This window comes from Psychrobacillus sp. FSL K6-4046 (assembly GCF_038624605.1).
Lineage (GTDB): Bacteria > Bacillota > Bacilli > Bacillales_A > Planococcaceae > Psychrobacillus.
Map to the genome: position 1 here is coordinate 1,202,552 of NZ_CP152020.1, position 25,442 is coordinate 1,227,993.

Here is a 25,442-nt window from a genome sequence, read left to right on the forward strand (position 1 = left end):
ATTATACTCCAAATATGAAGCGTTTGCATGGCATATTACTTCCTTCCTATATATAAGCGACAGTAAATAGAAGTTGGTTTACTTAAAAATAGAAGGGGGAAAGGTATTGCAGTTTTTTATGGAAAATTATTATTCGCTTATTCTAAATTATGGAGAATATTTTGATAGGCTCTTGCGAAAATGAGATGCCATCCGATATCATACTAAGTATCAGAATTTCCTATAGATTAGAGGAGCAACAATGAAAAACCCTTATGTGTTTGGCTTTCTTCCGTTAATTACGATCATTTTGTTTAGTTTAACCTTTTCTACCTACACTATGTTTAAAGCAATTGAATTGTTTAAGGTTATTGGTGTGTACAGTGGAATGAAAGAATTTCTTACTGATTTTGAGATAAAGCTGTTCGTTCTAATTGTATTTGCCCTTATTTATTTCATGCTCTTTTCCGCCCTAAAATTAATTGCAGAGACTATTCATGAGATCGGAATGTTATTCTTTTCAAAGGATTATGAGGGGAAAACGATGGCGCAGGCCCGAGGGGGCTATGTCATTTTTCTAGGTGGAGCAATTATTTCAGCTGTCGGCTTTCAATCCATACAAATTCTTATGCTTGTCTTTTTAGTTACAGCTTTCATTTATTTTATATATGTTGTATTTAAGCTAAGCAACTCGATGACACTCATTGGAACGTTGGGGCTGGTTATGTTTGAAATAATCGTGTGGAGTTTGTTTCTTGCGTTAGTTATTTATGTAATTATTAAACTTTATAATGGAATTATTGCAAGTCTGCCATTTTTATAATCGACAAATATTGCCTAGGAAATATTGAATGATGTGTACATGTAATCTTTAAATAGATGTATCGCGAGGGGGCAAGGGTTTGGATACTGTATTTGATAAGATGAATATGCAAACAAAGAAAAAAATACAACAATCGTTCCTTTCCCTATTAAAGGGAAAGGAATTTACAAAGATATCGATAAAAGATATAACAGATAGTGCTTGTATAAACAGAGGAACTTTTTATTTACATTATCTTGATAAATACGACTTGCTCGAAAAAGTAGAAGAAGAGCTTTTGGAAGGGCTCCGACTACATATTACATCTATAGATTCCGAGTATAAAGTGGAAATGGTGAAACAATTACAAGTTGCAGGCTTTTCCATGGAAGTATTCCGATATATCGAAATGCATGTGGACCAATTTATCGTTTTACTGTCAAAAAATAATACTTCTGGCTTTCATTTAAGACTAAAAAAATTCTTTGTAGAGCAATTCGAGGAAAATTATCAAACAACGGAAATGTCATCTATCGATCCAACGATTCCCACAGATTATTTGTCTGCATTTGCAGCTTCAGCCATATTAGGTCTTATAGAGCAATGGCTTTCACATACACATCGAGAAACGCCAGAAGAGGTAGCTGTTTTATACTTGAAAATATTGAACTTCATAAAAAGTGTATAAAAAAAAGAGAAGCTCAACATTGGCTTCTCAATTTTTTTTATCCATAATTCGATTAAAAATTCGATGGTGTATTTTGTTGGACTCTATGCTTTTCATATTTTTAGGTAAATCATAACCAATCCATACTGCTGAAGTATATGTATCGGTTAGGCCAGCTAGCCAGTAATCATAATACTCATTTGTGGTCCCTGTTTTAGCACCGACATAGGAAGAATTGACAGAAATCCCTTTTCCAGTTCCGTTTGTTACTACCTGCGCAAGCAAGCCCCTCATTGTTTGAGCTGTTTTATAAGACCATACTTCTTGGAAATCATCCTCCCAAGCATATAAAACAGTTCCTTCTTTATCTGCGACCTTCTGAATTGCACGTGCAGGCTTATAGGTCCCATTGATAAAGCTAGTATAGGCATCTGCCATTTCTAACACAGTGACCCCTTTTGTTAATCCACCTAGCGCAGCAGAATACGTGTGATCTTTTTCCTCTATATTTTCAAACTGAAAAGGAGAGATTCTCGCAAAAGCATTTTCAATGCCGACTGTATCTAATAATCTAACAGCTGGTGTATTGTGACTTAAACGAAATGCCTCTTGAATGGTTACATAATCATATACTGCACCACCATAATTTTGCGGGCAATAAGAGCCTATGCACAGTTTTCCGGCGTTTATAGAGCTATTGGGAGTATACGTAGTTGTTTCAAACAATGGTGCGTATACTAGTAGCGGCTTAAAGGCAGAGCCGGGCTGACGAATTGCCTGATAGGCTCTATGGAAGTCTAGTTTCTTGTAATCCTTCCCACCATAAATACTTACTATCTCCCTTGTATCATTGTTAATAACTACAGAAGCAGCTTGTAGATTCGACTTTTTACTTAATAGACTATTAATATACCGCTCATCATCTTCTTGCTTCAGAGGATCCAGTGCAGTATGCACGGTTATTCCATTGGAAATAACCTCATCAACACGAGTCTTTAGCTCATGTTCAATAAATTGCCTTTGCTGTTCATTTTGAGCATTTGCTATTTTGTCCTTAAAGCCTTCTTTATGAGCAATAAGGCTTTCTAATTCATGTAACACAAACGTGCTATATGCAGGATATAATTGCTTTTTCGTTTTCGTCACTAATTTAATTGGTGCTTGTTTTATTTCATTTGCTCGTTCGACAGTAAGTCTACCGTTTTTAACGAGGACATCAATTAGAAGCTCCTGGCGATTTTTTGTTGCTTCAAAATTGGTGAGCGGATTATAAATGGTTGGATTATTTGGTATTGCACTTATAAAAGCTAGTTCTGCCTCACTCAATTGATCGATTGAGCGTCCAAAATAGAATGTGGAGGCTGCTCCTATTCCATATACTTGATTGCTGAAATAAATTTCGTTTAAATAATTTGTAAAAATATCCTCTTTGCTCGTTTGTTTTTCCATTTCATGCGCATATAGTAACTCCGTTAGCTTTCTTTCATACGTTTTCTCAGTAGACAAATAGCGGAGGCGGACAAGCTGTTGAGTAATAGTACTTCCTCCTTGTTCCATTTGCTGGGCAGATGCATTTGCAAAGACAGCCCTAAAAATAGCGGTGAAATTGAAGCCGATATGCTGATAAAATTCTTCATCTTCACTTTGAAGAAAGAGTTCCTGAGCAAATAAGGGAATCTCTTCTAAAGAAAGAGGCTCTCTCCATTCGATATAATCCTCTGAGAATAGTTTTCCTTTGTTATCTAAGAGCACTACAGGGGAGGTTATGGTAGGATTTGATAGTTGAATGGAACGTTCTAAATCCGAATTAAAGGAGGCTGCAGATAGCACCTCTGTATGGATAAAGGAATATAAAATCCACAGTATGGGAAAACATAACAAGATGACTAAAAATCCTATACCTTGTCGCATCATTTTACACTCCAGTTCTTGTAATCTATTTAAAGAATAGCATATTCCATGCTTATTCTATCGACCAAATAATATGAGGTGTGAAGTGTAAAATTGGGTCTATGTAAAAGAAAAGGTTGATTATTCGTAAATGCACTGCGCAGACACTAACGGATGGTAAGACTGCTTCTTGAAATGGATATTTATGTTAAAATTTATGGGGGAGAATCGTAAAAAACTTTAAAAGGTACAGTTAGAGGAGCCAGTAAAATATGAAGCCATTACAAGGAAAAATTGCTGTTGTTACAGGAGCATCCCGTGGTGCGGGTCGGGGGATTGCTTATCAACTAGGCAGTGCAGGTGCAACAGTATACGTAACAGGGCGTAGTGTAAAGGGGAGTACAACCGATAACCGTCCGGAAACCATTGAGGAAACTGCCGACGGTGTCACTTTAAGAGGGGGTAAAGGTATTGCGATACAATGTGACCATACGCGTAGTAGTGACGTAAGAAAGCTATTTGAGAGAATTGGAAGGGAACAGGGTCGGATTGATATTTTAGTTAATAGTGTATTTGGCGGATCCGAAAGCTCGCTACCATCAGGGGATGGACGGCATTTTTGGGAACGCCCATTGGAACATTGGGATGCTATGATGGTTGCTGGGCCACAAGCCTATTTACTAACTACTCGATACGCTGTGCCTTTAATGACAAAGCACCAAAAAGGATTAATTGTAAATCTCACATTTTTTATAAAAGACCAAATCTCTAGTAATTTATATTACGACTTAGCTATGAATGCTATTAATCGAATGACACGAGGAATGGCAAAGGAATTACAAGAATACAATGTTTCAGCCGTTGCAGTTTGCCCAGGTTGGATGAGGACGGAAAGAGTGATAGATTCAGGTTTTGGACCCAAGGATGGAGCTAAAGAAACAACAGCATATGTAGGTCGTGCTGTTTTGGCTCTAGCAACAGACACCACAGTATCTAAGTTTTCTGGAGAAACGCTAATGGTGGCAGAACTAGCAAAAAAATATGGATTTACTGATGTCAATGGAACTCAACCTTTGCCGTTTGAAGGATAATCGGGATCACTATATAAAACAAAAAGGCTTTCGACCATTTAGCGTCGAAAGCCTTACACTTATTGTGTATTAGCGTGTAGTTCTTCCTCATGAAGCACTTCTTCAAAGTCTTGGACGGGTTTCTTACCGGCGAAATAGAGTATGAAGAAAGCTATCAGGAATAGGGCACCCGTAACGAAGAAAACAGAGGATATACCGATAAACCCACTAATAAATCCACCAAACATCGGACCTATAATATTACCTAAGAAGCGGAAGCTTGTGTTGTATCCCATAAGCTCTCCTTGAACTTCGATTGGTGCTTCTCGTCGAATCAAGGCAGTAGTCACTGGTATTAGACCACCTGAAGCAATCCCAAATAGGAAGCGTAGAGCCATCAGTTGCCACAGCTCGGTAACAAAGGCTTGCGGAACGATGAACACAAAAGCAATAAGTAGTAGCATAGATAGAACCTTTTCATAGCCAATCGAGTCTCCAAGCTTGCCCCATGTTCTGGCGAAAAGAAGACTACCTACACCAGTAGCACTAAAGGTTATGCCGGCTAAAAGAGCAACTTCACTGGAGTCAGTTAAATGGGAGACATATAGGGAGAGAAGAGGCTGAATACTAAAAAGTCCTATTTGTATTAAAGACGTAATCATTAGGACATTAAGTATTAGACGATGATGAAAAATACCAGAAACGACCGTCTTTCTAGAATATTCATGCTCATCCTTCGCTTTAACCCGACGTTGTTCTCTAATCCCTATAATAACTAGGAGTGCAGCTATAGATACTGCTGTAGCTGTAATAATAAATGTGTATTGAAAACCAAACGTATCAGCCATAAACCCGCCTATGACAGGCCCGAATAATGTACCAGATACACTACCCATTTGTAACGTGCCCATGGTCTTGCCTGCAACATCCCTTGCTGTCTGAGAGCTGATAAATGCCAGTGAAGTTGGAATAAAACCAGTTACAACACCCATAAACAATCGAAGAACAAAGAATGCTTCTACCGAATTTATGAATCCCATTAAAAGTACGCTGAGCGCAATTCCGAATCCATTTATGATTAAAATTGGCTTATAACCATATTTGTCAGCTATTCTCCCCCATATAGGAGACATAATAAGTGCAGAAACAAAGGTAGCTCCAAATACTAGACCAGACCATTTTTGCACGTAGGCATCTGTAAAATCACCCATCGTATTAATATATAGGGAAAGGAAAGGCATGATCATCGTCATGGTGCTAGATACTAAGAAAATGGAGAACCACATAATAATAAAGTTACGTTTTTGTACGCTCATTGAAAATCCCTTCTTTCTTTTGACACGTACTCTTATTTAGATTATAAAACATTTCGAGTGACTAAGGAAGTTGAATGTTAAAAGTTTGTCACTGAAAAGTGTGTTTAATTATGATAAACTGTTTTGGGGTGATTATGTTGAAAAAATTAATTATTTTATGTTTATTTACTATGCTCTTCGTTTCAGCTTGTGGAAGTGATTCAGCTGAGACTGAAAAAGACAATAAAAAAGAAACAACAAAAGAAGAATCTGCTGTTACTACTGATACCCAACAAGAGGGCGAATTAATCACATATCCGCAACTTTCAACAGAAGTGGCGAAAAATGAAGCTTTAGTCCAAATGAACACTTCTTTAGGAGCAATTAAAATTAAATTGTTTCCAGAAGAAGCACCGAAAACGGTGGAAAACTTTTTAACTAAAGCAGAAGAAGGCTACTATGAGGGTGTTATCTTCCATCGGGTCATTGAAGACTTTATGATTCAAGGTGGAGACCCTACTGGAACTGGAGCAGGTGGAGAGAGTATTTATGGTGAGTCATTTGAGGATGAATTCACGATGAACCTATTCAACTTTAATGGTGCACTTTCCATGGCCAACGCGGGACCAAATACAAACGGCAGCCAATTTTTTATTGTACAAGCTTCACCACAAGCAGGTATGGCTGAACAGCTTATTAAAGGTGGGTGGCCTGAGGAAGTAGCGAAGGCTTATGAAGAAAAAGGTGGAACACCAAATTTAGATCAAAAGCATACAGTCTTCGGGCAAGTTATTGAGGGCATGGATGTAGTAAATGAAATAGCTAAAGTGGAAACTGGTGAAAATGATAAGCCGGTAGAGGATATCCTTATTCAGTCCATAGAGGTTATTCAAAAATAAAGTAGGGAAGTGTTTGCTTTGTTAAACTTTCTTTCATTAGGCTTTTTGTATTTATACTTTCCAGAAGATAAAACAGAGTATATACCAGTAGTCTTAGAATTTATCATGGTATTTATCCTTTGTGTATTATTATTCCGATGGTTTAAAAAGAAATCTGCAAAAGATGCAGCAAAAGCGAAGGAAATAGAAGATCGTGTATTACAGGCAAGAAAAGAAGAAGCGGAGAAAAACGTGTCTTCTGAGTAACGTCTTATTATAGCGAGTGAGTGGGCGATTAATCGTTTACTTACTCGCTATTTTTATAATCCCACGAAAATTTACGACAATCGAGCCATAGATTACTGTAATCCCTCTGAGGCGAGCTCGTCCTAAAAGAGATTTACGACAATGGGTCAGTAGTTTACAACAATCAAGCAATTCTTTACGACAATCAAGCCGAAATTTACGACAATCCCTTATCGTCTCACCAATCCTAGAAAGATTTACGACAATGGGAAAGTAGTTTACGACAATCAAGCAATACTTTACGACAATCAGCCCAAGATTTACTACAATCCCATGGTTGCTGACTTATATTCTAGAAAGATTTACGACAATGGGTCAACAGTTTGCAACAATCAGGCAATACTTTACGACAATCAGCCCAAAGTTTACGACAATCCCTTGTCGTCTCACCAATCCTAGAAAGATTTACGACAATGAGTCAGTAGTTTACGACAATCGAGCAATACTTTACTACAATCAACCCAAAATTTACGACAATTCCTTTTCGTCTCACCAATCCAAGATAGATTTACGACAATGGGTCAGTAGTTTACGACAATCGACTTAAAAGTTACTACAATCCTATATGAGTTTACGACAATCAAACTCTAAGAGCTTTAAAAAGTCTATACCATATAAAAAGAGCCCCTATGATCGTAAAAGTACTCACATAGGAACTCATATAGAATCGTTTAATATTTTCGTTCACAGCTCCCATCTACATATTGGGGAAGCTATCATATTTTTTCACTGAATCTCTGCTAGTTATTATACAAAATCACTCTTTTGGATGAATGAGTACCAGTATTTTGCCGTTTTCTACATCAGAAGAGTAGCGTTCCGCTTCATCATCTGTCACTCCAATTTCCATGAGTGCATGCTTTAATCCGCCAGCAGAAGAGTTAGCTCCAACTACTGCTCCTCCTATAGTTGTCATAATTGGCCCTGCAGCCAACACAGCACCGAACCCAGGTATCAATACAGTCGATAGCCCTACTAGTACGCCAGCTAAACCAATGGCACCTCCTGTTACAGCACCTGCAATAGCTCCATCCTTAGTAGAAGGTTTTACTTCTTGTGTCACTTCAGAATCCCTGTTTGAATTTCTAGCAATAACTGAAATTTCCTCAGTAGTATATCCTTTCTCTTTTAAACCTTCAACTACTTCTTTCACTTGCTGCTCACTTTCATATACTCCAATAACATTATTTTTCATAAATAATTACCTCCTGTTATGTCGCATCTATTCTCTTTACCCTTTCTATTGTTTTTCAAGACATATTTATTAGTTGGTAATAAGTGGCGCATTACGTAACGGTCATTTCGATTCTCTAGGTTTAGTTACTTATGTCATATAAAAAAAGCTGATCATGAAGTTAGTCACAATCAGCTTGTACAAAGGTTCTTCAATGGAACTTTGATTTTCTCATTTATTTCGATAATGCTAGTTTGAATCTAGCCACTCCGTCTTCGACTGTTGCTCGTGGACACGCCACGTTCATACGAAGGAAGCCATCTCCGCCTTCTCCATACTTCGTGCCAGGCTCTAAAGCGAGTCTCCCTTTCGTTAATAAAAGGTCCATCATATCTTTCTCGTTCAACCCAGTTCCTCGATAATCAATCCACATTAAATAGGTGCCCTCAGGCATAGAAACCTTCACACCTTCAATTGCAGATAAATGTTCCACTACGTATTTCATGTTGCCTTCTACAACTTCTAAAAGACCTTCTAGCCATTGTTCTCCGTGCTCGTACGCAGCCTGCATAGCTGTAAGTGAGAACACGTTCAATCCCATCTCACCACGTCTAGTTGCACCATTCTCTAAAACTTTTCGTAATTTTTCATTTGGTACAATTGTTGCTGCACCTTGAATACCAGCAAGGTTGAACGTTTTAGTTGGAGCAAAGAAAGTGATAATATTATCTGTTTCCTCAGCTGCCACGAGAAGAGGTATATGCTTATTTGGCTTAAAAACAAGGTCTGAATGTATTTCATCTGAAAGGATCAATACATCATGCTGCTTGCACAAGGCTGCCATTTTAGTTAAATCCTCTCTACCCCAAACCTTCCCACCAGGATTATGAGGATTACAAAGGATGAATATCTTGATATCTTGCTTTAAGCATTCCTTAAAGGCTGTCCAATCTATTTCGAAAGAATTACCATTTTCTATAAGGCGACAGGTAACGACTTCTCGCTCTAAATTATTTGGTATTCCTTTAAAGGGTGGATAGATTGGTGTATGGACAAGTATTTTATCTCCTTTTTGGGAAAAAGCATCAACTGCCTCCGCCATTCCAGGTATTACACCATGACGAAGAAGAATCCATTCATTCTGTATTTCTAGTTGGTGTTTAGTAGATACCCAGGTAGATAATGCATCTTTTACTGCTTCTGGCGCAATAGAGTAACCAAAAACTGGATGTTCCAAACGCTTATGTATAGCTTCCTGTATAACTGGCGCAAGGCCGAAATCCATGTCTGCTACCCACATTGGGAGTACATCTGTGTCATCCTCAATTGCATAAACCTGTTTTAACATATCCCATTTTGCGGAAAAAGTGTTACGACGATTGAAAATAGTTGAAAAATCTGACAAAGTAAATTCCCCTTTCAATTTTAACTTATTGTGTTATTATAACCCTAACTAATAAAAGTAGTAAGGTGAAAAAATAATGGATACAATACAGATGAATAGAAAAGCAGTTTGGATACTACAGGAATGGGATCCTTTCCAATTTGGTATCGATGCATACGAAACGGAGATTGCTGATGTAGTTACTGCTCTTCACGATATCGATCACCCATCCGAGCTTGCTAGAAAAATACAAGAAATCTATGAACACTCCTTTGAACAGTGGATTCCACTTGAAAAGTGTGTCGAAATTTCTTATAAGCTTATTGCAATAAAATATGAAATGAAATGCATTATTTAACGAGCTATTACACTCTTTCAAATATAGGTTAACAAAAGAAAAAGCTTTCGATTCATTGAATCGAAAGCTTTTTTCTATTACTATTCTTATACTTCTTGAAGGCCATCCATCAAATTGGAGGCAGGAACTTCTAAAGCATTAGATAGCTTTAATATAGTTTGTGTTGATGGGACTTCACTACCTGATTCGTACGCTTCCAATTTTCCAGCGCCTATTCTTGTTTTTAAGGAAAGTGTTTCTAAAGAAATATTGCGTTCTTCTCTTAGTTGTCGCAATTGCTCATGTAATTCTTTTTTCATGACTCCATCCACCTCTTTAAAAATTCTTCACATCTTACATCATATTATAGCATAATTTTTTTGAGAACTAGTTTCAAACAATTGTCAGAAAAAGTACAATTTTTGATTACTTAATAATACGTCTATTTTAAAACATTCCAAACGCCTTGTACAAATACGATTAAGATGGCAATTGGAGCTGCATATCTTACAATGATTCTCCATGCATTTAATAAAAAGCCTTTGGAGTCAAGTTCATTCGAAATATCTGCTTTGGTAAAGTGGTAACCGGCAAAAATGGAGATGAAAAGTGCTCCTAAAGGTAAACCAACGCTACTAGTAAAGAAGTCCGCAAAATCAAATATAGATAAGTCTAAGATTTTGATATCCTGTAGCACACCAAAGGAAAGCGCACTAGGAATTCCAACTAGGAAAATTAAGAAACCAAAAATCCAAGCAGCTCGTTTTCTTCGATCGTATTTTGACTTGATGCCGATGGAAACAACGATTTCTAACATGCTGATGGATGATGTTAGAGTAGCAAAAAGTAATAGTATAAAGAATATGATTAAGAAAAACTGTCCAAAAATAATTTGTTCGAATACTGCAGGTAAAATGATGAAAACTAATCCTGGTCCTGCATCTGGAGAGAATCCTAATGCAAACACTGCAGGGAAAATAACTAGACCGGCCATAATCGAAATACCAATATTCAGCACGGAAACACTTAAAGCAGAACTGCCTAGCTTCGTTTCCTTCGGAAGGTAAGATGCGTAAGTAATCATTCCAGAAACACCGACGCTTAATGAAAAGAATGCCTGTCCCAGTGCGAGCAGTGCTGTTTCCCAAGTAAAGTAAGACCAATCGGGAATCAGTAAAAACTTAACACCTTCTATCGCTCCATCCAGAGTTAACGAACGTATAGCTAGTACGACAAAGAAAATGAGTAATAAGGGCATCATCCACTTACTAGCTTTTTCGATTCCACCTTTAATCCCACCTTGAACGATCCAGATAGTTAAAAAGATAAAAGCTCCCTGGCCAATTAATACTTCCCATGGATTTGAGATAACTGTATTAAATAAGTTCTCATAAAAATTATCTGTGCTTCCGTTTAGGCTAAGTGTAATAGAACGGATTATGTAAGATAAAATCCAACCGCCGACTACACTGTAAAACGAGAGTATGATAAACGAAAAGAAGAAGCCAGACCAGCCAATTAAAAACCAAGGCTTGTTAGGAGCCAGTTTTTTAAAGCCGGTTACTGCATCTGCCTGTCCTTTTCTTCCAATGATAAATTCTGCTAATAAAATAGGTAGCCCAATAAGAAGTGTACATAGGATAAAAAGTAAAACGAAGACGCCTCCGCCATTAGTTCCTGCCATATAAGGGAACTTCCATATCGCCCCTAACCCAATAGCACTTCCGGCCGCAGCCAATATGAATCCAATTTTTGACCCGAAATGATCTCGAGCTTTCATATGTATTCCTCCTTCGATACTTTAACGATTTAAAGTGATAGTATACTATTTTACCTCAAAAAAATAAATGGTAACTTATATTAAACGGAAACCCGTTACGATATACAAGCTATTTAAAAATTAAAAGATAAGTGTAACAATTAAAGAGGATCTTACGTTACACCTATAGCAAAAGAGAGAGCGAGGGGGAGCAATGGTTGAGAACGATTTGATCGAACGTGCACAGCAGGGCGATCAACTAGCATATGGGGAGCTCATTCGCTTACATCACCGAACCGTAGAAAAATTTGCTTTTCAATGTGGCGTGCGAGTGCAAGACATCCCTGATGTCACACAGGAAGTGTTTGTAAAGCTTTACCGTTTCCTACACCAATTCCAAAAAGAACGATTTACGACTTGGTTATATAAAATTACATTAAATGCAACGAGAGACTATTATCGTAAGGAAACAAAGGAAGTACAAAAAGAAGCAAAGCTACAAGGCAGTTCACATGAAAGTTACATAATGAAGTCAGCAGAGGAAAAGGTCTTAATATTTGAAGAAGACCGAGAGCTTCATGAAGCGATACAGCATTTAGATGAAAAATACCGACATCCTATTATCTTATTCTATTTCCATGATATGTCTTATGGACAAATAGCAGAAGTACTTAATGTCCCCATGTCTACTGTTAAGATTCGGATGATGAGAGGAAAGGGTCACTTAAAAAATGCTCTACAAATAAGTGGAGGTGAAAACCATGGACGATAAAAAATTGGAAGATCGACTAGCTCTTTTAAAATCATCCTACGATCGGCTTCCTTCAACGATCGATACAGACGAAATATTAAAAAATATAGATAAAGATAAATTTGTTGAACCAACTCAGGTTAACCGCAAGAAAATTAATTGGCAACGAGTTGCAGTGTGGTTAGCTAGTGCTGCAGCAATACTTGTCATCGGAATAATAGGAGCAAGCTTTCAGGAAGAAAACGAACCTACTAATGCCAATCAGTTAGAGAACATTGATGGAGAGGGTAACGTTCCATTAGCAGATGCCTCTATAGAATTCATTGAAAGATTAAAAAACAATTACGAAAAAGAGCGAGAAAAACGTAGAGAGATGTTACATCTTACGGAGGAAGAATTTTCAAAGTTACCATTTGTTCAAACGGCAGATTCTCTCTATTGGCGATACATTTCAGAGAACGGCTTATCATTATATAATACCGTCCCTTCCTTTTCGGACAAAGATTCATTAAATATAAGATATAAAGAATTAATACAATCTCTACACCTCCCATCGGAAATGGTCCAGGAAGTAATAGACAATGGTCAAAAGTTAAATGAAGAAGAAACAGCCGAATTCTTTAATGTATATTCTAGGAAGATAAAAGAATTGAGAGTGTATTTTAGTGAAAGGGAAGACATTACTGAAGAGCAACTAGCAGCCTTAAACAAGGAAAATCTTTACCCAGGATCAGTTGTTAATATTCAGTATAAGCTGAACGAAGAACAGTTGGGCGATTTAAAAAATATTTTAGAACCAACCTTTTTGGTATATAATCATATGTTAGAAAAAGCGCCTTTTACTTATGCAGGGGAATTAATTTATAGCTTGAATGATTCAGTAGCGTTATTAATGTATCTAGATGAATTCCTTGTAAACAGTTCCGATTTATATGGGGATAAGGATTTGTTGAAAATGTACTATACGGAATTATTTTATGCGATCGTAAAAGGTACTAGCGATCACTCTGTGTTTAATAATGGTGTTGTAGAGAAAGAATATAAGGATATTTGGAGTACTATCGTTAATGAATCTTATAGTTCAAATACCATTAATTTTTTGGTGAAACCGATAGTCAATGAGTTTGAAACCAGTGGCTGGACTAAATCAGAAAGCTGGGATAACTTAGATCATAGCGATATTATGGACGCTATTGACTTAGAAAGTAATGGAGATTTGGAGCAGTTTGTTGAATAGCAGTATAAATAGAAAATACTTATGCATGGTAAGGAACCTACAAGCAAAAGAGTATGAAGCTGCTAAGGCTACAAATTTACTTGTGCATAAATTGTAGTCGGCCTTTCCATGGTCCTCCCGTGATTTTTGGTCATATACTTTCTGATATGTTATAATTTAACATGACAATATCGTATATAAGAAAGTAGGACGGCATATGACAAAAACATTTAAGGTAGGAGATGTGGTTACTGGTAAAGTGACAGGTATTCAACCATACGGTGCGTTCGTAAGTCTAGATGAACAAACACAAGGTCTAGTACACATATCAGAGATAACATATGGCTATGTTAAGGAAGTAGGAGAATTCTTGACGGTAGGGCAAGAAGTAGAGGTCAAAATTTTAGACATAGATGGGGAAGCAGGTAAAATTAGTCTTTCCATCCGAGAGCTTCAAGAAAAGCCTACTACTCCAAAACGAGATGACAAGCCACGTAAAAGCCTACAGGCACGTGTAGATGAGCATGATGAAGAAGGCTTTAATACACTGAAGGAAAAATTAGCAGGATGGATTCAACAATCCATTCGATAAAAGAAAAAGAGACTGGGACAAAACCATCCTCTTAAATGAAAAAGCCGATGAAATTTTACAATAAGTAAAATTTCACCGGCTTTATATTTTTTGTCATAAACAAAGGACACTTTCTGATAAAATTAAGTTACCACACCAAATCCAACAGAAAGAAGTGTCCTTATGTTTAAAGATTATAACATGAATCAAGTGGTATTGCCTTTAGATTTAGAAGTAAAATTACAAGAAAACGATATTGCCTTCCATATTCACCATTTAGTTGAAAGCATCCCTGACGAAGCGTTTAAAGTATTTCTTCGAAATACGGGTTGCCCTGCCTATCATCCCCGCATGATGATGAAAATCATCCTTTGTGCTTACTCCCAGTCTGTTTTTTCAGGTCGAAAAATTGAAGGACTCTTATACGATAGTGTCCGGATAATGTGGCTGGCCCAGGGCTATCAACCAAGCTACCGCACAATCAATCGATTTCGTGTGCAGCCAGAGGTGAGCGAATTAATCCGTCAATGTTTCGTACAATTCCGCTGTCAGTTGGTCCAAGAAAAACTCATTGACCAAGAGGCAATCTTTATTGATGGTACAAAGATTGAAGCAAACGCTAACAAGTTCACGTTTGTCTGGAGAAAATCCGTAGAGAAATATAACAAAGGATTGATAGAAAAATCGAACCAGCTATATAACGAACTGCTTGAAAAGGAGATCATCCCTCAAATGGAACGAGAAGATGAAGAGCACCTGTCACTGGAAGAACTAACTCAAATGGTTCAAAAAGTAGAGGATGTCATCACCGAATATGACCAACAAATAGAAGCGTCGTCAGACGCTTTGGAACGAAAGAGCTTGAGGAGAGAACGAAAATATCCAAAGCAGGTACGTAAAGAGTTGATTGATTATATCTACCGTAAACAGAAATATCAACGGGACTTTGAAATCTTTGGAACCCGGAACAGCTATTCAAAGACTGACCATGATGCAACCTTTATGAGGATGAAAGACGACTACATGAAAAATGGTCAATTGAAGGCTGGTTATAATGTACAAATCGCAACAGAGGGTCAATACACGCTTGCCTATAGTTTGTTTTCTAATCCAACAGACACCAAAACCTTGATCCCCTTCCTGGATGAGATTGAGAAAAATTACTTTAAGCTACCGAAGCATATCGTGGCAGATGCAGGCTATGGAAGCGAACAGAATTATGACGATATACTATCTAATCGTAAACGCGAAGCTCTGATCACCTATAACATGTACATCAAAGAGCAAAAGAAGAAACAGAAACAAAATAAGTTCAATACTGCAAATTGGAAGTACGACGAAGAGAACGATACGTACACCTGCCCGAACCAGAAACAGCTGTCCTTTAAATATCATTCCATACGCGAGGACAAGACAGGATACAAACGGGAGTTTAAGATCTATGAATGTGAGGACTGTTCAGGTTGTCCGTTCCGCTCCTCCTGTACGAAAGCAAAAGAAGGTAATAATAGAAAGTTGATGGTGAACGAAAAGTGGGAGCAACAAAAAGAATATGTGAGCGCGAAGCTTTCAGAGGAAAAGACAGGTTCTATCTATCGTCAAAGAAAAATTGATGTGGAACCAGTTTTTGGATTCTTGAAGGCTAATTTGCGTTTCTCACGATTTTCTGTACGTGGGAAACCGAAGGTTGAAAATGAAATGGGTCTTGCGTTAATGGCCGTGAACTTACGTAAGTTCACGGTAAAAACTAGATAGAAGAATAAAAAATACATAAAAATAAGGAAAAAGAGAAATTGAGTGAGCTCAATTTCTCTTTTTCCAATATTAGAAGCTAGTTTTGTCCCAGCCTCTTTTTAGTGTTTTTAAATGTATTCTTTGATTTAAGCATTTTTAATCTTTCGTAATCTGTATTGCAAATTTTGTCTGCTCATTCCAAGCGCTTCAGCTGCTTTGGTAATATTATTATTATATTTTTCTAATGCCTTTTGTAAATAATAGGTTTCAGCCTGTCTAAGGTATTCGTCTAGTGGAAGTAAATCTTTTTCTGCTGAAACAACGAAGTCTTCGGCATTTTTCATTGTTTCATTTAATCCTTGTATTTTTAACTTGAAATGCAAAGGTAACATATTAAAGCTCAGGGTGCTTTCTGTAGTTACCATAGAAGTTATTTCATCTAGTAGGAGCTCTAATTCTTTTAGATTGCCGGGCCAGTCGTAACTTTTAAAGACTTTTATGACTTGAGGATCAATCTCCTCTAATGTCGAGGCATAGCGACTTAAATGACGTTGGAAGTAATCATGTACGAATGGCATTATATCCTCTGGTCGATCACGTAGCGGTGGAATATTGATAGTGATGGAAGTAAAGTAATAGTAAAGCTCTTTTGCCAGCTGGTTATTAGAAATCATTTCAATCGGATCTTCTCCAATACTAGCTATAAATAAGTTTTGGTTAGATCCATTTTCTTTTAATACGTCCATCAACTTTTTTTGTAAATCGATGGATAATAAGTCTATTCTTTCACAAAATATAGTGCAGTTACGGAGGCTTTTAATTTCCTTTTCAAATTTACTAATAATTTGATCGTCCGCACTATAGCAATAAAGTGTTATAAATTGCTCGTTTGGCGGAGAAAGCTCATGATGAATTCCTTCCGCAATTAAATCCTTACCTGTTCCTGCTTCCCCAATTAATAGGATAGGCATGCGGACATTAGCAGCTTTAATAGAACGCTCTTTTACATTCTTCATAAGTTGGGACTCGGCAGTTATTGTAGAAAGAGTAATGGACTCATTATATCTTTTTAAGGGCTGAAACAATAGTTTTTCTAGAGCTGTAATATCTCTTGAGAACTCGATTGCTCCTATTAATGTACCATCTTCAAAGACAGGATATGTGTCATTTATTGTGGTGATTTCTTGGCCGTTCCTGCTCCAGTAAGTTTGTTTCGCTCTTAGGACGGGCTTTTCACTATGAAGAACTTTTAGCAGTGTGCTTTCGTGCTGTTCGAACTGGAATAGTTCTAAAATGGAACGATCTTCAATGTCCATCGAGTTTAAGCCTTCTATTTCTTTCATTTTTTCATTATATATAATGGTTTTCCCCATTAAATCTATAGCATGAATGCCTACAGCAACCCGCTCTGTAGCAAACTTATAAAATGGAAGCAGCTTACTGAAAATACTATCCAAACCTATCACCTCAAAAAAAATTTTAACATTTTAGTTAATTTTACTTGAAAAACGCAACAATCTTTTGCATTATTATAAGGGAAGAAGTATTATTAGTGCAAATTTTTTTTGCATTAAAACTTAGAGGAGGATTTACATGTTACCATACAAACACGAACCTTTTACTGATTTTTCTAAAGAAGAAAATAAAAAAGCTATTAAAGAAGGATATAAAATTGTTGATGCTTATTTAGGTCAAGACTTTCCATTAATCGTTGGTGGAGAAAGAATTACTACTGAAAGTAAAATCGTATCTTATAATCCAGCTAAAAAAGAACAAGTAATTGGTAAAGTATCAAAAGCTTCTCAAGAAATTGCAGAAAAAGCACTTAAAATCGCTGATGAAACATTTAATACATGGAAAAAAGTGAAACCGGAAGTACGTGCAGATGTATTATTCAAGGCAGCTGCTATCATTCGTCGCCGTAAATTTGAATTCTCTGCTTTATTATCAAGAGAAGCAGGGAAAACTTGGGTTGAAGCAGACGTAGAGGTTGCGGAAGGAATTGACTTTTTAGAATATTACGGTCGTCAAATGTTACGCCTTAAAGACGGTCAGCCGGTAGAAAGCCGTCCAGGCGAATATAACCGTTACGATTATATTCCATTAGGAGTATCTGTTGTTATCTCTCCATGGAACTTCCCATTTGCTATCATGGCAGGAACTACTGTAGCAGCTATGGTTGCTGGTAACACTGTGTTACTAAAACCTGCATCTACAACTCCTGTTGTTGCATATAAATTTGTAGAAGTACTAGAAGAAGCGGGAATGCCAGCTGGCGTTGTTAACTTCATTCCTGGCTCTGGTGCGGAAATTGGTGACTTCTTAGTTGAACATCCACGCACTCGCTTAATCAGCTTCACAGGCTCTCGTGACGTTGGTTTAGGAATCGTAGAAAAATCAGCTAAATTAGCTGAAAAACAAATTTGGATTAAACGTACTATTCTTGAGATGGGCGGTAAAGATACAATTGTCGTAGACAAAGAAGCAGATTTAGAATTAGCTGCTCAATCTATCGTAAGATCTGCGTTTGGATTTAGTGGACAAAAATGTTCAGCTGGTTCACGTGCTGTCATCGTAGAAGATGTGTATGATCAAGTGCTTGCTCGCGTTAAAGAATTGACTGAGGAATTATCGGTTGGTGTTCCAGACGAAGACGAGCATTATGTAGGTCCAGTAATTGATGGCTCGGCTTTCAAGAAAATCATGGGTTATATGCCAGTTGGCAATGAAGAAGGTCGTTTAATCACTGGTGGAGAAGGCGATGATTCTAAAGGATTCTTCATTAAACCAACAGTGTTTGCTGATCTATCTCCAACAGCTCGTATTATGCAAGAAGAAATCTTCGGACCAATTCTTGGTGTTTGTAAAGCAAAAGATTTCAACGAAGCAATTGAAATTGCTAACAATACGGAATACGGCTTAACTGGTGCTGTTATTACAAATAACCGCATGAACTTAGAAAAAGCACGTGAAGATTTCCATGTAGGTAACTTATACTTTAACCGTGGATGTACTGGTGCGATTGTTGGATACCAACCATTTGGTGGATTTAATATGTCGGGTACAGATTCAAAAGCTGGCGGACCAGATTATATTCAACTTCATATGCAAGCTAAAACAACATCTGAAATGCTTTAATATTTTGTACTAAATAATGAATTGGCTGGCAGTTTTATTTTGTCCAGCCTCTTCATTTAATAGGGGGAAAACAAATGTCAGTATCAAGTAAATTGATTGAACAAACAGATAAGTTTGGTGCAAATAACTATAATCCACTTCCAATCGTCATTTCTGAGGCTGAAGGTGTTTGGGTAAAAGATCCAGAGGGTACAAAGTATATGGATATGCTTTCTGCATATTCAGCTGTAAACCAAGGACACCGTCATCCAAAAATCATTCAAGCGTTAAAAGACCAAGCAGATCGTGTTACTTTAACTTCTCGCGCATTCCATAACGACCAGTTGGGTCCATGGTATGAAAAAGTAAGTCAGTTAACGAACAAAGAAATGGTTCTACCGATGAATACTGGAGCTGAAGCTGTGGAAACAGCATTTAAAGCAGCTCGTAGATGGGCTTATGATGTTAAAGGTGTTGCTGAAGATCAAGCTGAGATTATTGCTTGTAACGGTAACTTCCATGGAAGAACGATGGGTGCTGTTTCTTTATCTTCAGACCCAGAATACAAAAGAGGATTTGGCCCAATGCTTCCGGGTATTAACTTAATTCCTTACGGTGATTTGGAAGCGCTTAAGCAGGCAATTACTCCAAACACAGCTGCATTCCTAATTGAACCGATTCAAGGGGAAGCTGGAATCATTATTCCCCCAGAAGGATTTATGAAAGCTGCACTTGAATTATGTCGTGAAAATAACGTGTTATTTATTGCTGATGAAATTCAAGCCGGCTTATGTCGTACTGGTAAAATGTTTGCTTGCGAATGGGAAGACATGGAACCAGATATGTATATTTTAGGTAAGGCATTAGGAGGGGGAGTATTCCCAATCTCTTGTATCGTAGCTAACCGTGATGTTCTAGAAGTGTTTAATCCAGGTTCACATGGATCTACTTTTGGTGGGAATCCTATGGCTTGCGCAGTTTCACTTGCAGCACTTGATGTTTTAATAGATGAAAAGCTAGCTGATCGTTCATTAGAGCTAGGAAATTATTTTATGGATGCTCTAAAAGAGATTAAACATCCTTCTATTAAAGAGATTCGTGGTCGTGGTTTATTCATAGGAATGGAATTGACAGAAGCAGCAAGACCGTACTGTGAAGAACTAAAAGAGCTTGGTTTACTATGCAAAGAAACGCATGATACGGTAATCCGTTTTGCTCCACCTTTAGTAATTTCAAAAGAAGAACTTGACTGGGCAATTGAGAAAATTAAAAAAGTATTTACTATTTAATAATTGTATCCCACATCGGAAATGAATTGTGTTACAATTATTTCCGATGAAATCATTATGAATTAAAGAGGCGAAATAATAAATGGCTGAAAATCTAAACCTGTTCACATCAACGCAGGCTGTCATTAAAGAGGCTTTGCAAAAATTAGGCTACGACGAGGCAATGTATGATTTGTTAAAAGAACCACTTCGTATGTTAGAGGTAAGAATTCCAGTAAGAATGGATGATAATACTGTTAAAGTATTTACTGGTTACCGTTCACAGCATAACGATGCGGTTGGACCAACAAAGGGTGGAGTCCGTTTTCACCCAGGCGTAACACCTGAAGAAATGAAAGCACTTTCTATGTGGATGACTTTAAAAGCTGGAATCGTTGATCTTCCATACGGTGGAGGTAAAGGTGGAGTAGCTTGTGATCCACGTGAAATGTCAATGGGAGAAATTGAACGTCTAAGCCGCGGCTATGTACGTGCAATTAGCCAAATTGTTGGACCAACAAAAGATATACCTGCTCCAGACGTTTTTACAAATGCGCAAATTATGGCATGGATGATGGATGAATATAGTCGCATGGACCAATTTAACTCTCCAGGATTTATTACTGGTAAACCTTTAGTTCTTGGTGGCTCTCAAGGTCGTGACCGTGCAACAGCACAAGGTGTTACAATTATTATTAATGAAGCAGCTAAGAAACGCGGCATTGATATGATGGGTGCTAGAGTGGTTATTCAAGGTTTCGGAAACGCAGGAAGCTTCCTTGCTAAGTTCTTGAGCGATCAAGGTGCAAAAGTAATTGGTATTTCTGATGCTTACGGTGCTTTACATGACCCTAATGGCTTAGATATAGATTATTTATTAGATCGTCGTGATAGCTTTGGAACAGTAACAACTTTATTTGAAAACACTATTTCTAATGAAGAGTTATTAGAATTAGATTGTGATATTTTAGTGCCAGCTGCTATTGAAAACCAAATTACTTCTGATAACGCGCATAATATTAAAGCGAATATAGTTGTAGAAGCAGCAAATGGTCCAACAACATCTGAAGCTACTAGAATTTTGTATGAACGTGGAATTCTACTAGTTCCTGACGTATTAGCTAGTGCCGGTGGAGTTACTGTATCTTACTTTGAGTGGGTACAAAATAACCAAGGTTACTACTGGACAGAGGACGAAGTTAACGACAAGTTAGTGAAAAAAATGGTGGATGCATTTGAAAATATCTACGAAGTAGCTTCTACTCGTAATATAGATATGCGTTTAGCAGCATATATGGTTGGTGTACGTAGAACTGCAGAAGCATCACGCTTCCGTGGTTGGGTATAATCGATAGGTTGAACCGCTTGTATTTTGCAAGCGGTTTTTTATATGATTAGACTGTAAAGAAAGGGGATTAAGAATATGAATGCATTTTCTTTTTATAATCCGGTTAAATTAGTTTTTGGAAAAGGACAATTATCGAAACTTCCAACGGAGCTTTCTGTGTTTGGAAAAAAAGTTCTTGTAGTGTACGGTGGCGGAAGTATTAAAAGAAATGGCTTATACGATGAGGTAATGAGCCATTTAAACGAGGCAGGCATGGAAGTCTTCGAATTAGCTGGAGTTGAGCCTAATCCAAGACTGTCTACTGCAAAACGAGGAGCCGACCTTTGTAAGGCTGAAGGAATTGAAGTGGTACTAGCAGTAGGGGGCGGTTCTGTAATAGACTGTACTAAACTTATTGTAGCTGCGGCTAAGTATGATGGGGATCCATGGGATCTAGTTACTCGTAAAGCAATTCCAAAGGAAGCACTTCCTTTTGGTACAGTTTTAACTTTAGCTGCAACTGGCTCTGAAATGAATTCCGGTTCTGTTATTACAAATGAAGACACGTTAGAAAAATACGGTTGGGGAAGTCCATTAGTTTTCCCTAAGTTTTCAATATTAGACCCTGTTAACACGTTTACAGTTCCATTAGATCAAACGGTTTACGGAGTTGTAGATATGATGTCGCATATGTTCGAGCAATATTATAACAATGCAACTAATACCCCTGTTCAAGATGAAATGATAGAGGGGACTCTACGTACTGTTATCGATGTGGCTCCTAAGCTTGTGAACGACTTAGAAAACTACGAGCTAAGAGAAACTATACTGTTTGCAGGAACACTAGGTTTAAACGGATTCTTGCAAATGGGATATAACGGTGACTGGGCGAGCCATAACATAGAGCACGCTGTATCAGCTGTTTATGATATTCCTCATGCGGGGGGATTGGCAATCATTTTCCCAAGATGGATGCGTCATAACCTACATGTAAATCCTGAGCGCTTTGCTAAGCTAGCTGTTAAAGTATTTCAAGTAGATCCTTCAGGAAAAACAACGGAAGAAATAGGGCTAGAAGGAATTGAAAAATTATCAGCTTTCTGGGCTTCATTAGGTGCACCGAAAAATCTGTCAGATTATAATATAGATGATTCTAATATTGATTTAATGGTAGAAAAAGCAATGGTACGTGGCGAGTATGGTAATTTTAATAAGTTAAATGCCGATGATACAAAAGCAATTTTAACAGCTTGCCTCTAACTATATAGAAGGAAGTCATGTATAAAGGCTAAATCTATATAAAAGTATAATCAATAAAAGCACTGCATTTGCAGTGCTTTTTTGAATGATAGGGGATAGGAGAATTCTTATATAAATTGGCTATGTTAAAGGGTAGGGGTGATTTATAATGCAAAGAAATCTTTAAATCAGAGAGTAGAATTGATTTCCGCCCCAGCCGGACGCTTTCCGCGGGGTGAGCGATAAGCCATCACCCATCACCCATGACTTACGCGCGTGGTTGTGAGGTCTTATCTGTCTTACTCATCCCTGCTTATGTCGCCGTCTGGAGCTCCAATCAATAAATGGGAACAGCATTAGCATATAAACTATAAATCGAATCAATTTACTCACATAAACAAAGCTGAAACACTGTCACCAACCCCAATTTCATCATCTATTTATGTTCTTAATAGCCATTTGAATGCTCCTTTTTCAATGTTTACAGTCACTATTAAAAAGAATTGTTAGTCAAAATCAACCAATAACTTTAACAAAGCTTATAAAATTAACGAGTAATGAAGATTTTGCTTACTTAAGAGAGGGGGACTAATAGTCAACCAACTGGATTCGAGACTGAGCACCCTCATTAAAGTAGAAAGATATATAGAAACAAAAAGACATCCAATGAAATGGATGTCTAATCATACTTAGTTATTTTTAGTTTTTAAAACAGTTTTAGTATCCTTATGATGCTTCCATGTTCTAACTCCATCATCTTCATCAAAGGAGATAGTAACGTCCGAAACACCTTGTTGACTTAAGATAAGGTCCTTTAATACATCGTGTATATCATCTACTGTTGCAAATGAAAGCGAAGCATCTATCTCAGCAACTAATGTCACATGAAGATATTCTCCTTCTTTGATAACTTCTAACTCTTGAATATCTTTGACTTCTTTTACGTCTGAAATAACATGGGCGATGTGCAGCAACATCTGTTCATCGGTTTCTCCCAAAGCTCCTCGTGCATTATCAAGGAATACTTTTCCTACAACATAGAACATCATTAGACCAATAAGAATAGATGCGATTCCTTCTGCTTGTAAAAAGCCTGTGAAATGAGAGATAAGCACAGCTACAAAGGCTAGTATCCCACCTGCAGTTGCTACTAAATCCTCCATAAAAACGAGTTTTGTTGCAGGTTTTGCTCTACTTAGATGACCAAAGCTTGTAGTGAGAGGGGCAAGGAATGTTCCTTTAACACCAACTTCATGTAATATTTCTTTTCCGGCCTTATATAAGACAGCGAACTCTAAAATTATTGCAATACCGAGGACGGTTAAAGTAATTGCTAGCCCACCTGATGCGACGGGGTGCTGAATATGATGCCAGCCTTCTTTGATTGTTTCATATGATAGGATTCCTACTAATATAACTGCACCTAAACAAACAAGGTTTACCAATCGACCAAAACCATTCGGAAATTTTGGAGTTGGCGCTTTTTTAGAAAGAGCAGATCCTATAAATACAAAAAATTGATTGGCAGCATCTCCGATAGAGTGCATCATTTCTGCAAACATTGCAACATTGCCTGTTAAGAAAAATGCTCCACCTTTTAAAGCTGCGATAATTGTATTAACAATAGCTGCGATTAAAGATGGCTTATTACCACCCTTTAGTAAAGTGAAAAATTGTCCCATAGATAGTTGCTCCTTTTTTAAATTGATTCTAATTCCAAACTTTCCACAAATTCCAATTCTGCAATAGAATGATAAAATTCTACCGTATTTTTCTTAGTTAGGATAGATAGTCGGATATGAATTTCATGTTTTATCTCATCATTCTCTAATTTAATATCTTTTATCCGGATACTATCGATATAAAAACCACAGTCTTTTAAGTAATAGTACATTTTAGAAATGCTTTCTTGTTTTAAAACAATAACCTTTAAGGATAATTCTCTGGATCGTAGACGCTTAGGACCGACTTTAGATAGAAGAGGAGGAATTACTTCTATACCGAATAGTACGATAACGACTGTAAGGGCAGCTTCCAGATAAAAACCTGCGCCTACGGCTATGCCTATTCCGCCTGCTCCCCAAATCATTGCTGCCGTAGTAAGTCCACTTATACTGTCGTTGCCCTTGCGTAAAATGACACCTGCTCCGAGAAAGCCGATACCGCTTACTATTTGTGCGGCCAATCGTAAAGGATCCATAGTTATATTTACTCCATCATGACCATGATGTGCTTTGTAAGCTGACTCTATTGATATGTATGTTAGTAAACAACTAAAGGTTGCAATGACGATGCTTGTTTTAAGGCCAATTGGTTTCTTTTTTAATTCTCTTTCAATCCCTATAACTAAACTTAGGGTTGCCGCCAAACCTAATTTTATTAATATTTCACCATATCCGTTTAGATAGGGAATCCAATCCACCGTGGTGCCTCCTTTCATATAGATAGTTAAGAATATGTGGAAATTTTAATCTTATACTTACATACCCAGTTTTCTGCTTAATATCACTTAGAGATAAAAATAGTTTTTTCCAGAAGCCAAGGTGGCATTTATAATAGATAATCCAGTAGTAATAAAGATGTTTTTATAAGCAGGAACTAGTGAAAGTGAGGTAAAACCTTTATAAATCGGTGTTTTTAACGTAAAAGAGAAGGAAAAGATCAAATAATTAAAGAAA

23 protein-coding genes are annotated in these 25,442 nt (G+C 37.3%); 14 read left to right on the forward strand and 9 right to left on the reverse strand.

The features are described from left to right. Window positions 1-241: 241 nt before the first annotated feature. Together MKY09_RS05825 and MKY09_RS05830 are read left to right on the forward strand one after the other, a co-directional pair. The gene (locus MKY09_RS05825) at window positions 242-802 is read left to right on the forward strand and encodes a DUF5366 family protein (protein WP_169359667.1); all 561 of its coding nucleotides are present in this window, start codon (window positions 242-244) and stop codon (window positions 800-802) included. 79 nt (window positions 803-881) lie between these two features. Next, window positions 882-1,469, forward strand: coding sequence for a TetR/AcrR family transcriptional regulator C-terminal domain-containing protein (locus tag MKY09_RS05830; RefSeq protein ID WP_342567839.1), 588 nt, complete (start codon window positions 882-884; stop codon window positions 1,467-1,469). Window positions 1,470-1,496: 27 nt separating this feature from the next. Here MKY09_RS05830 and MKY09_RS05835 read toward each other — a convergent pair whose 3' ends face one another. Continuing rightward, window positions 1,497-3,362, reverse strand: coding sequence for a transglycosylase domain-containing protein (locus tag MKY09_RS05835; protein ID WP_342567840.1), 1,866 nt, complete (start codon window positions 3,360-3,362; stop codon window positions 1,497-1,499). A 248-nt stretch (window positions 3,363-3,610) separates the two neighbouring features. Here MKY09_RS05835 and MKY09_RS05840 point away from each other — a divergent pair, with 248 nt between their 5' ends. Further along, window positions 3,611-4,429 carry an SDR family NAD(P)-dependent oxidoreductase gene (locus MKY09_RS05840; RefSeq protein WP_342567841.1) on the forward strand — a complete coding sequence of 273 codons (819 nt, stop codon included), beginning with the start codon at window positions 3,611-3,613 and terminating at the stop codon, window positions 4,427-4,429. 59 nt (window positions 4,430-4,488) lie between these two features. Here MKY09_RS05840 and MKY09_RS05845 read toward each other — a convergent pair whose 3' ends face one another. Beyond that, complete coding sequence (locus MKY09_RS05845; protein WP_169359670.1) at window positions 4,489-5,724, reverse strand: MFS transporter; 1,236 nt, start codon at window positions 5,722-5,724, stop codon at window positions 4,489-4,491. A 134-nt stretch (window positions 5,725-5,858) separates the two neighbouring features. Here MKY09_RS05845 and MKY09_RS05850 point away from each other — a divergent pair, with 134 nt between their 5' ends. Further along, entirely contained in the window at window positions 5,859-6,602 is a 744-nt protein-coding gene (locus MKY09_RS05850) for a peptidylprolyl isomerase (RefSeq protein WP_342567842.1), read from the forward strand. Between the two features lie 18 nt (window positions 6,603-6,620). After that, entirely contained in the window at window positions 6,621-6,848 is a 228-nt protein-coding gene (locus MKY09_RS05855; protein ID WP_342567843.1) for a hypothetical protein, read from the forward strand. A gap of 796 nt (window positions 6,849-7,644) precedes the next feature. Here MKY09_RS05855 and MKY09_RS05860 read toward each other — a convergent pair. Further along, a complete protein-coding gene (locus MKY09_RS05860) occupies window positions 7,645-8,082 on the reverse strand; it encodes a general stress protein (protein ID WP_251556601.1) in 438 nt (145 codons plus the stop codon). A 214-nt stretch (window positions 8,083-8,296) separates the two neighbouring features. Beyond that, a complete protein-coding gene (locus MKY09_RS05865; protein ID WP_342567844.1) occupies window positions 8,297-9,466 on the reverse strand; it encodes a MalY/PatB family protein in 1,170 nt (389 codons plus the stop codon). A gap of 76 nt (window positions 9,467-9,542) precedes the next feature. On the opposite strand from MKY09_RS05865, the gene MKY09_RS05870 reads away from it, so the two are divergent. Continuing rightward, the gene (locus MKY09_RS05870; protein WP_169359674.1) at window positions 9,543-9,803 is read left to right on the forward strand and encodes a DUF1871 family protein; all 261 of its coding nucleotides are present in this window, start codon (window positions 9,543-9,545) and stop codon (window positions 9,801-9,803) included. Between the two features lie 86 nt (window positions 9,804-9,889). Here the strand turns inward: MKY09_RS05870 and MKY09_RS05875 are convergent, their stop codons facing one another. Together MKY09_RS05875 and MKY09_RS05880 are read right to left on the reverse strand one after the other, a co-directional pair. Continuing rightward, on the reverse strand, window positions 9,890-10,102 hold the full coding sequence (locus MKY09_RS05875; protein ID WP_169359675.1) for a helix-turn-helix transcriptional regulator: 213 nt from the start codon (window positions 10,100-10,102) through the stop codon (window positions 9,890-9,892). A 122-nt stretch (window positions 10,103-10,224) separates the two neighbouring features. Beyond that, window positions 10,225-11,562: a sodium-dependent transporter gene (locus tag MKY09_RS05880; protein WP_298473768.1), complete on the reverse strand. Its 1,338-nt coding sequence runs from the start codon at window positions 11,560-11,562 to the stop codon at window positions 10,225-10,227. Between the two features lie 193 nt (window positions 11,563-11,755). Here MKY09_RS05880 and MKY09_RS05885 point away from each other — a divergent pair, with 193 nt between their 5' ends. The 4 genes from MKY09_RS05885 (at window position 11,756) to MKY09_RS05900 (ending at window position 15,834) form a co-directional block, all read left to right on the forward strand. Further along, window positions 11,756-12,313 (forward strand): RNA polymerase sigma factor, encoded by a 558-nt coding sequence (locus MKY09_RS05885; RefSeq protein WP_298473765.1) that lies wholly within the window; start codon window positions 11,756-11,758, stop codon window positions 12,311-12,313. Continuing rightward, complete coding sequence (locus MKY09_RS05890; RefSeq protein ID WP_342567845.1) at window positions 12,303-13,529, forward strand: hypothetical protein; 1,227 nt, start codon at window positions 12,303-12,305, stop codon at window positions 13,527-13,529. Before MKY09_RS05885 ends, MKY09_RS05890 begins: the two co-directional genes overlap by 11 nt. Before the next feature lie 196 nt (window positions 13,530-13,725). Next, window positions 13,726-14,100, forward strand: coding sequence for a S1 domain-containing post-transcriptional regulator GSP13 (gene yugI / locus MKY09_RS05895; protein ID WP_169359679.1), 375 nt, complete (start codon window positions 13,726-13,728; stop codon window positions 14,098-14,100). 162 nt (window positions 14,101-14,262) lie between these two features. Further along, complete coding sequence (locus MKY09_RS05900; protein WP_144542062.1) at window positions 14,263-15,834, forward strand: IS1182 family transposase; 1,572 nt, start codon at window positions 14,263-14,265, stop codon at window positions 15,832-15,834. A 125-nt stretch (window positions 15,835-15,959) separates the two neighbouring features. On the opposite strand, the gene MKY09_RS05905 is transcribed toward MKY09_RS05900, so the two are convergent. Further along, window positions 15,960-17,270: a sigma 54-interacting transcriptional regulator gene (locus tag MKY09_RS05905; RefSeq protein WP_240949710.1), complete on the reverse strand. Its 1,311-nt coding sequence runs from the start codon at window positions 17,268-17,270 to the stop codon at window positions 15,960-15,962. A 136-nt stretch (window positions 17,271-17,406) separates the two neighbouring features. On the opposite strand from MKY09_RS05905, the gene pruA reads away from it, so the two are divergent. From pruA to MKY09_RS05925, 4 genes are all read left to right on the forward strand, one after another. Continuing rightward, window positions 17,407-18,951: an L-glutamate gamma-semialdehyde dehydrogenase gene (gene pruA / locus MKY09_RS05910; RefSeq protein ID WP_342567846.1), complete on the forward strand. Its 1,545-nt coding sequence runs from the start codon at window positions 17,407-17,409 to the stop codon at window positions 18,949-18,951. 74 nt (window positions 18,952-19,025) lie between these two features. Continuing rightward, complete coding sequence (locus MKY09_RS05915; protein ID WP_169359681.1) at window positions 19,026-20,219, forward strand: ornithine--oxo-acid transaminase; 1,194 nt, start codon at window positions 19,026-19,028, stop codon at window positions 20,217-20,219. An 82-nt stretch (window positions 20,220-20,301) separates the two neighbouring features. Next, the gene (locus MKY09_RS05920; protein ID WP_169359682.1) at window positions 20,302-21,546 is read left to right on the forward strand and encodes a Glu/Leu/Phe/Val dehydrogenase; all 1,245 of its coding nucleotides are present in this window, start codon (window positions 20,302-20,304) and stop codon (window positions 21,544-21,546) included. 75 nt (window positions 21,547-21,621) lie between these two features. Beyond that, window positions 21,622-22,785: an iron-containing alcohol dehydrogenase gene (locus MKY09_RS05925; protein WP_251556593.1), complete on the forward strand. Its 1,164-nt coding sequence runs from the start codon at window positions 21,622-21,624 to the stop codon at window positions 22,783-22,785. Window positions 22,786-23,453: 668 nt separating this feature from the next. Here MKY09_RS05925 and MKY09_RS05930 read toward each other — a convergent pair. Then, entirely contained in the window at window positions 23,454-24,446 is a 993-nt protein-coding gene (locus MKY09_RS05930; RefSeq protein ID WP_342567847.1) for a cation diffusion facilitator family transporter, read from the reverse strand. A gap of 17 nt (window positions 24,447-24,463) precedes the next feature. Further along, window positions 24,464-25,186: an MgtC/SapB family protein gene (locus MKY09_RS05935; RefSeq protein WP_298473744.1), complete on the reverse strand. Its 723-nt coding sequence runs from the start codon at window positions 25,184-25,186 to the stop codon at window positions 24,464-24,466. Window positions 25,187-25,442: the final 256 nt, after the last annotated feature.

Excerpts from the sequence above, each read along its gene's own strand:
- MKY09_RS05870 (WP_169359674.1), top strand. The coding sequence starts at position 9,543 with ATGGATACAATACAGATGAATAGAAAAGCAGTTTGGATACTACAGGAA.
- MKY09_RS05890 (WP_342567845.1), top strand. The coding sequence starts at position 12,303 with ATGGACGATAAAAAATTGGAAGATCGACTAGCTCTTTTAAAATCATCC.
- pruA (WP_342567846.1), top strand. The coding sequence starts at position 17,407 with ATGTTACCATACAAACACGAACCTTTTACTGATTTTTCTAAAGAAGAA.
- MKY09_RS05915 (WP_169359681.1), top strand. The coding sequence starts at position 19,026 with ATGTCAGTATCAAGTAAATTGATTGAACAAACAGATAAGTTTGGTGCA.
- MKY09_RS05885 (WP_298473765.1), top strand. The coding sequence starts at position 11,756 with ATGGTTGAGAACGATTTGATCGAACGTGCACAGCAGGGCGATCAACTA.
- MKY09_RS05925 (WP_251556593.1), top strand. The coding sequence starts at position 21,622 with ATGAATGCATTTTCTTTTTATAATCCGGTTAAATTAGTTTTTGGAAAA.
- MKY09_RS05900 (WP_144542062.1), top strand. The coding sequence starts at position 14,263 with ATGTTTAAAGATTATAACATGAATCAAGTGGTATTGCCTTTAGATTTA.
- MKY09_RS05920 (WP_169359682.1), top strand. The coding sequence starts at position 20,302 with ATGGCTGAAAATCTAAACCTGTTCACATCAACGCAGGCTGTCATTAAA.
- MKY09_RS05835 (WP_342567840.1), bottom strand. The coding sequence starts at position 3,362 with ATGATGCGACAAGGTATAGGATTTTTAGTCATCTTGTTATGTTTTCCC.
- MKY09_RS05840 (WP_342567841.1), top strand. The coding sequence starts at position 3,611 with ATGAAGCCATTACAAGGAAAAATTGCTGTTGTTACAGGAGCATCCCGT.
- MKY09_RS05875 (WP_169359675.1), bottom strand. The coding sequence starts at position 10,102 with ATGAAAAAAGAATTACATGAGCAATTGCGACAACTAAGAGAAGAACGC.
- MKY09_RS05845 (WP_169359670.1), bottom strand. The coding sequence starts at position 5,724 with ATGAGCGTACAAAAACGTAACTTTATTATTATGTGGTTCTCCATTTTC.
- MKY09_RS05825 (WP_169359667.1), top strand. The coding sequence starts at position 242 with ATGAAAAACCCTTATGTGTTTGGCTTTCTTCCGTTAATTACGATCATT.
- MKY09_RS05860 (WP_251556601.1), bottom strand. The coding sequence starts at position 8,082 with ATGAAAAATAATGTTATTGGAGTATATGAAAGTGAGCAGCAAGTGAAA.
- MKY09_RS05880 (WP_298473768.1), bottom strand. The coding sequence starts at position 11,562 with ATGAAAGCTCGAGATCATTTCGGGTCAAAAATTGGATTCATATTGGCT.
- MKY09_RS05930 (WP_342567847.1), bottom strand. The coding sequence starts at position 24,446 with ATGGGACAATTTTTCACTTTACTAAAGGGTGGTAATAAGCCATCTTTA.
- MKY09_RS05850 (WP_342567842.1), top strand. The coding sequence starts at position 5,859 with ATGTTGAAAAAATTAATTATTTTATGTTTATTTACTATGCTCTTCGTT.
- yugI (WP_169359679.1), top strand. The coding sequence starts at position 13,726 with ATGACAAAAACATTTAAGGTAGGAGATGTGGTTACTGGTAAAGTGACA.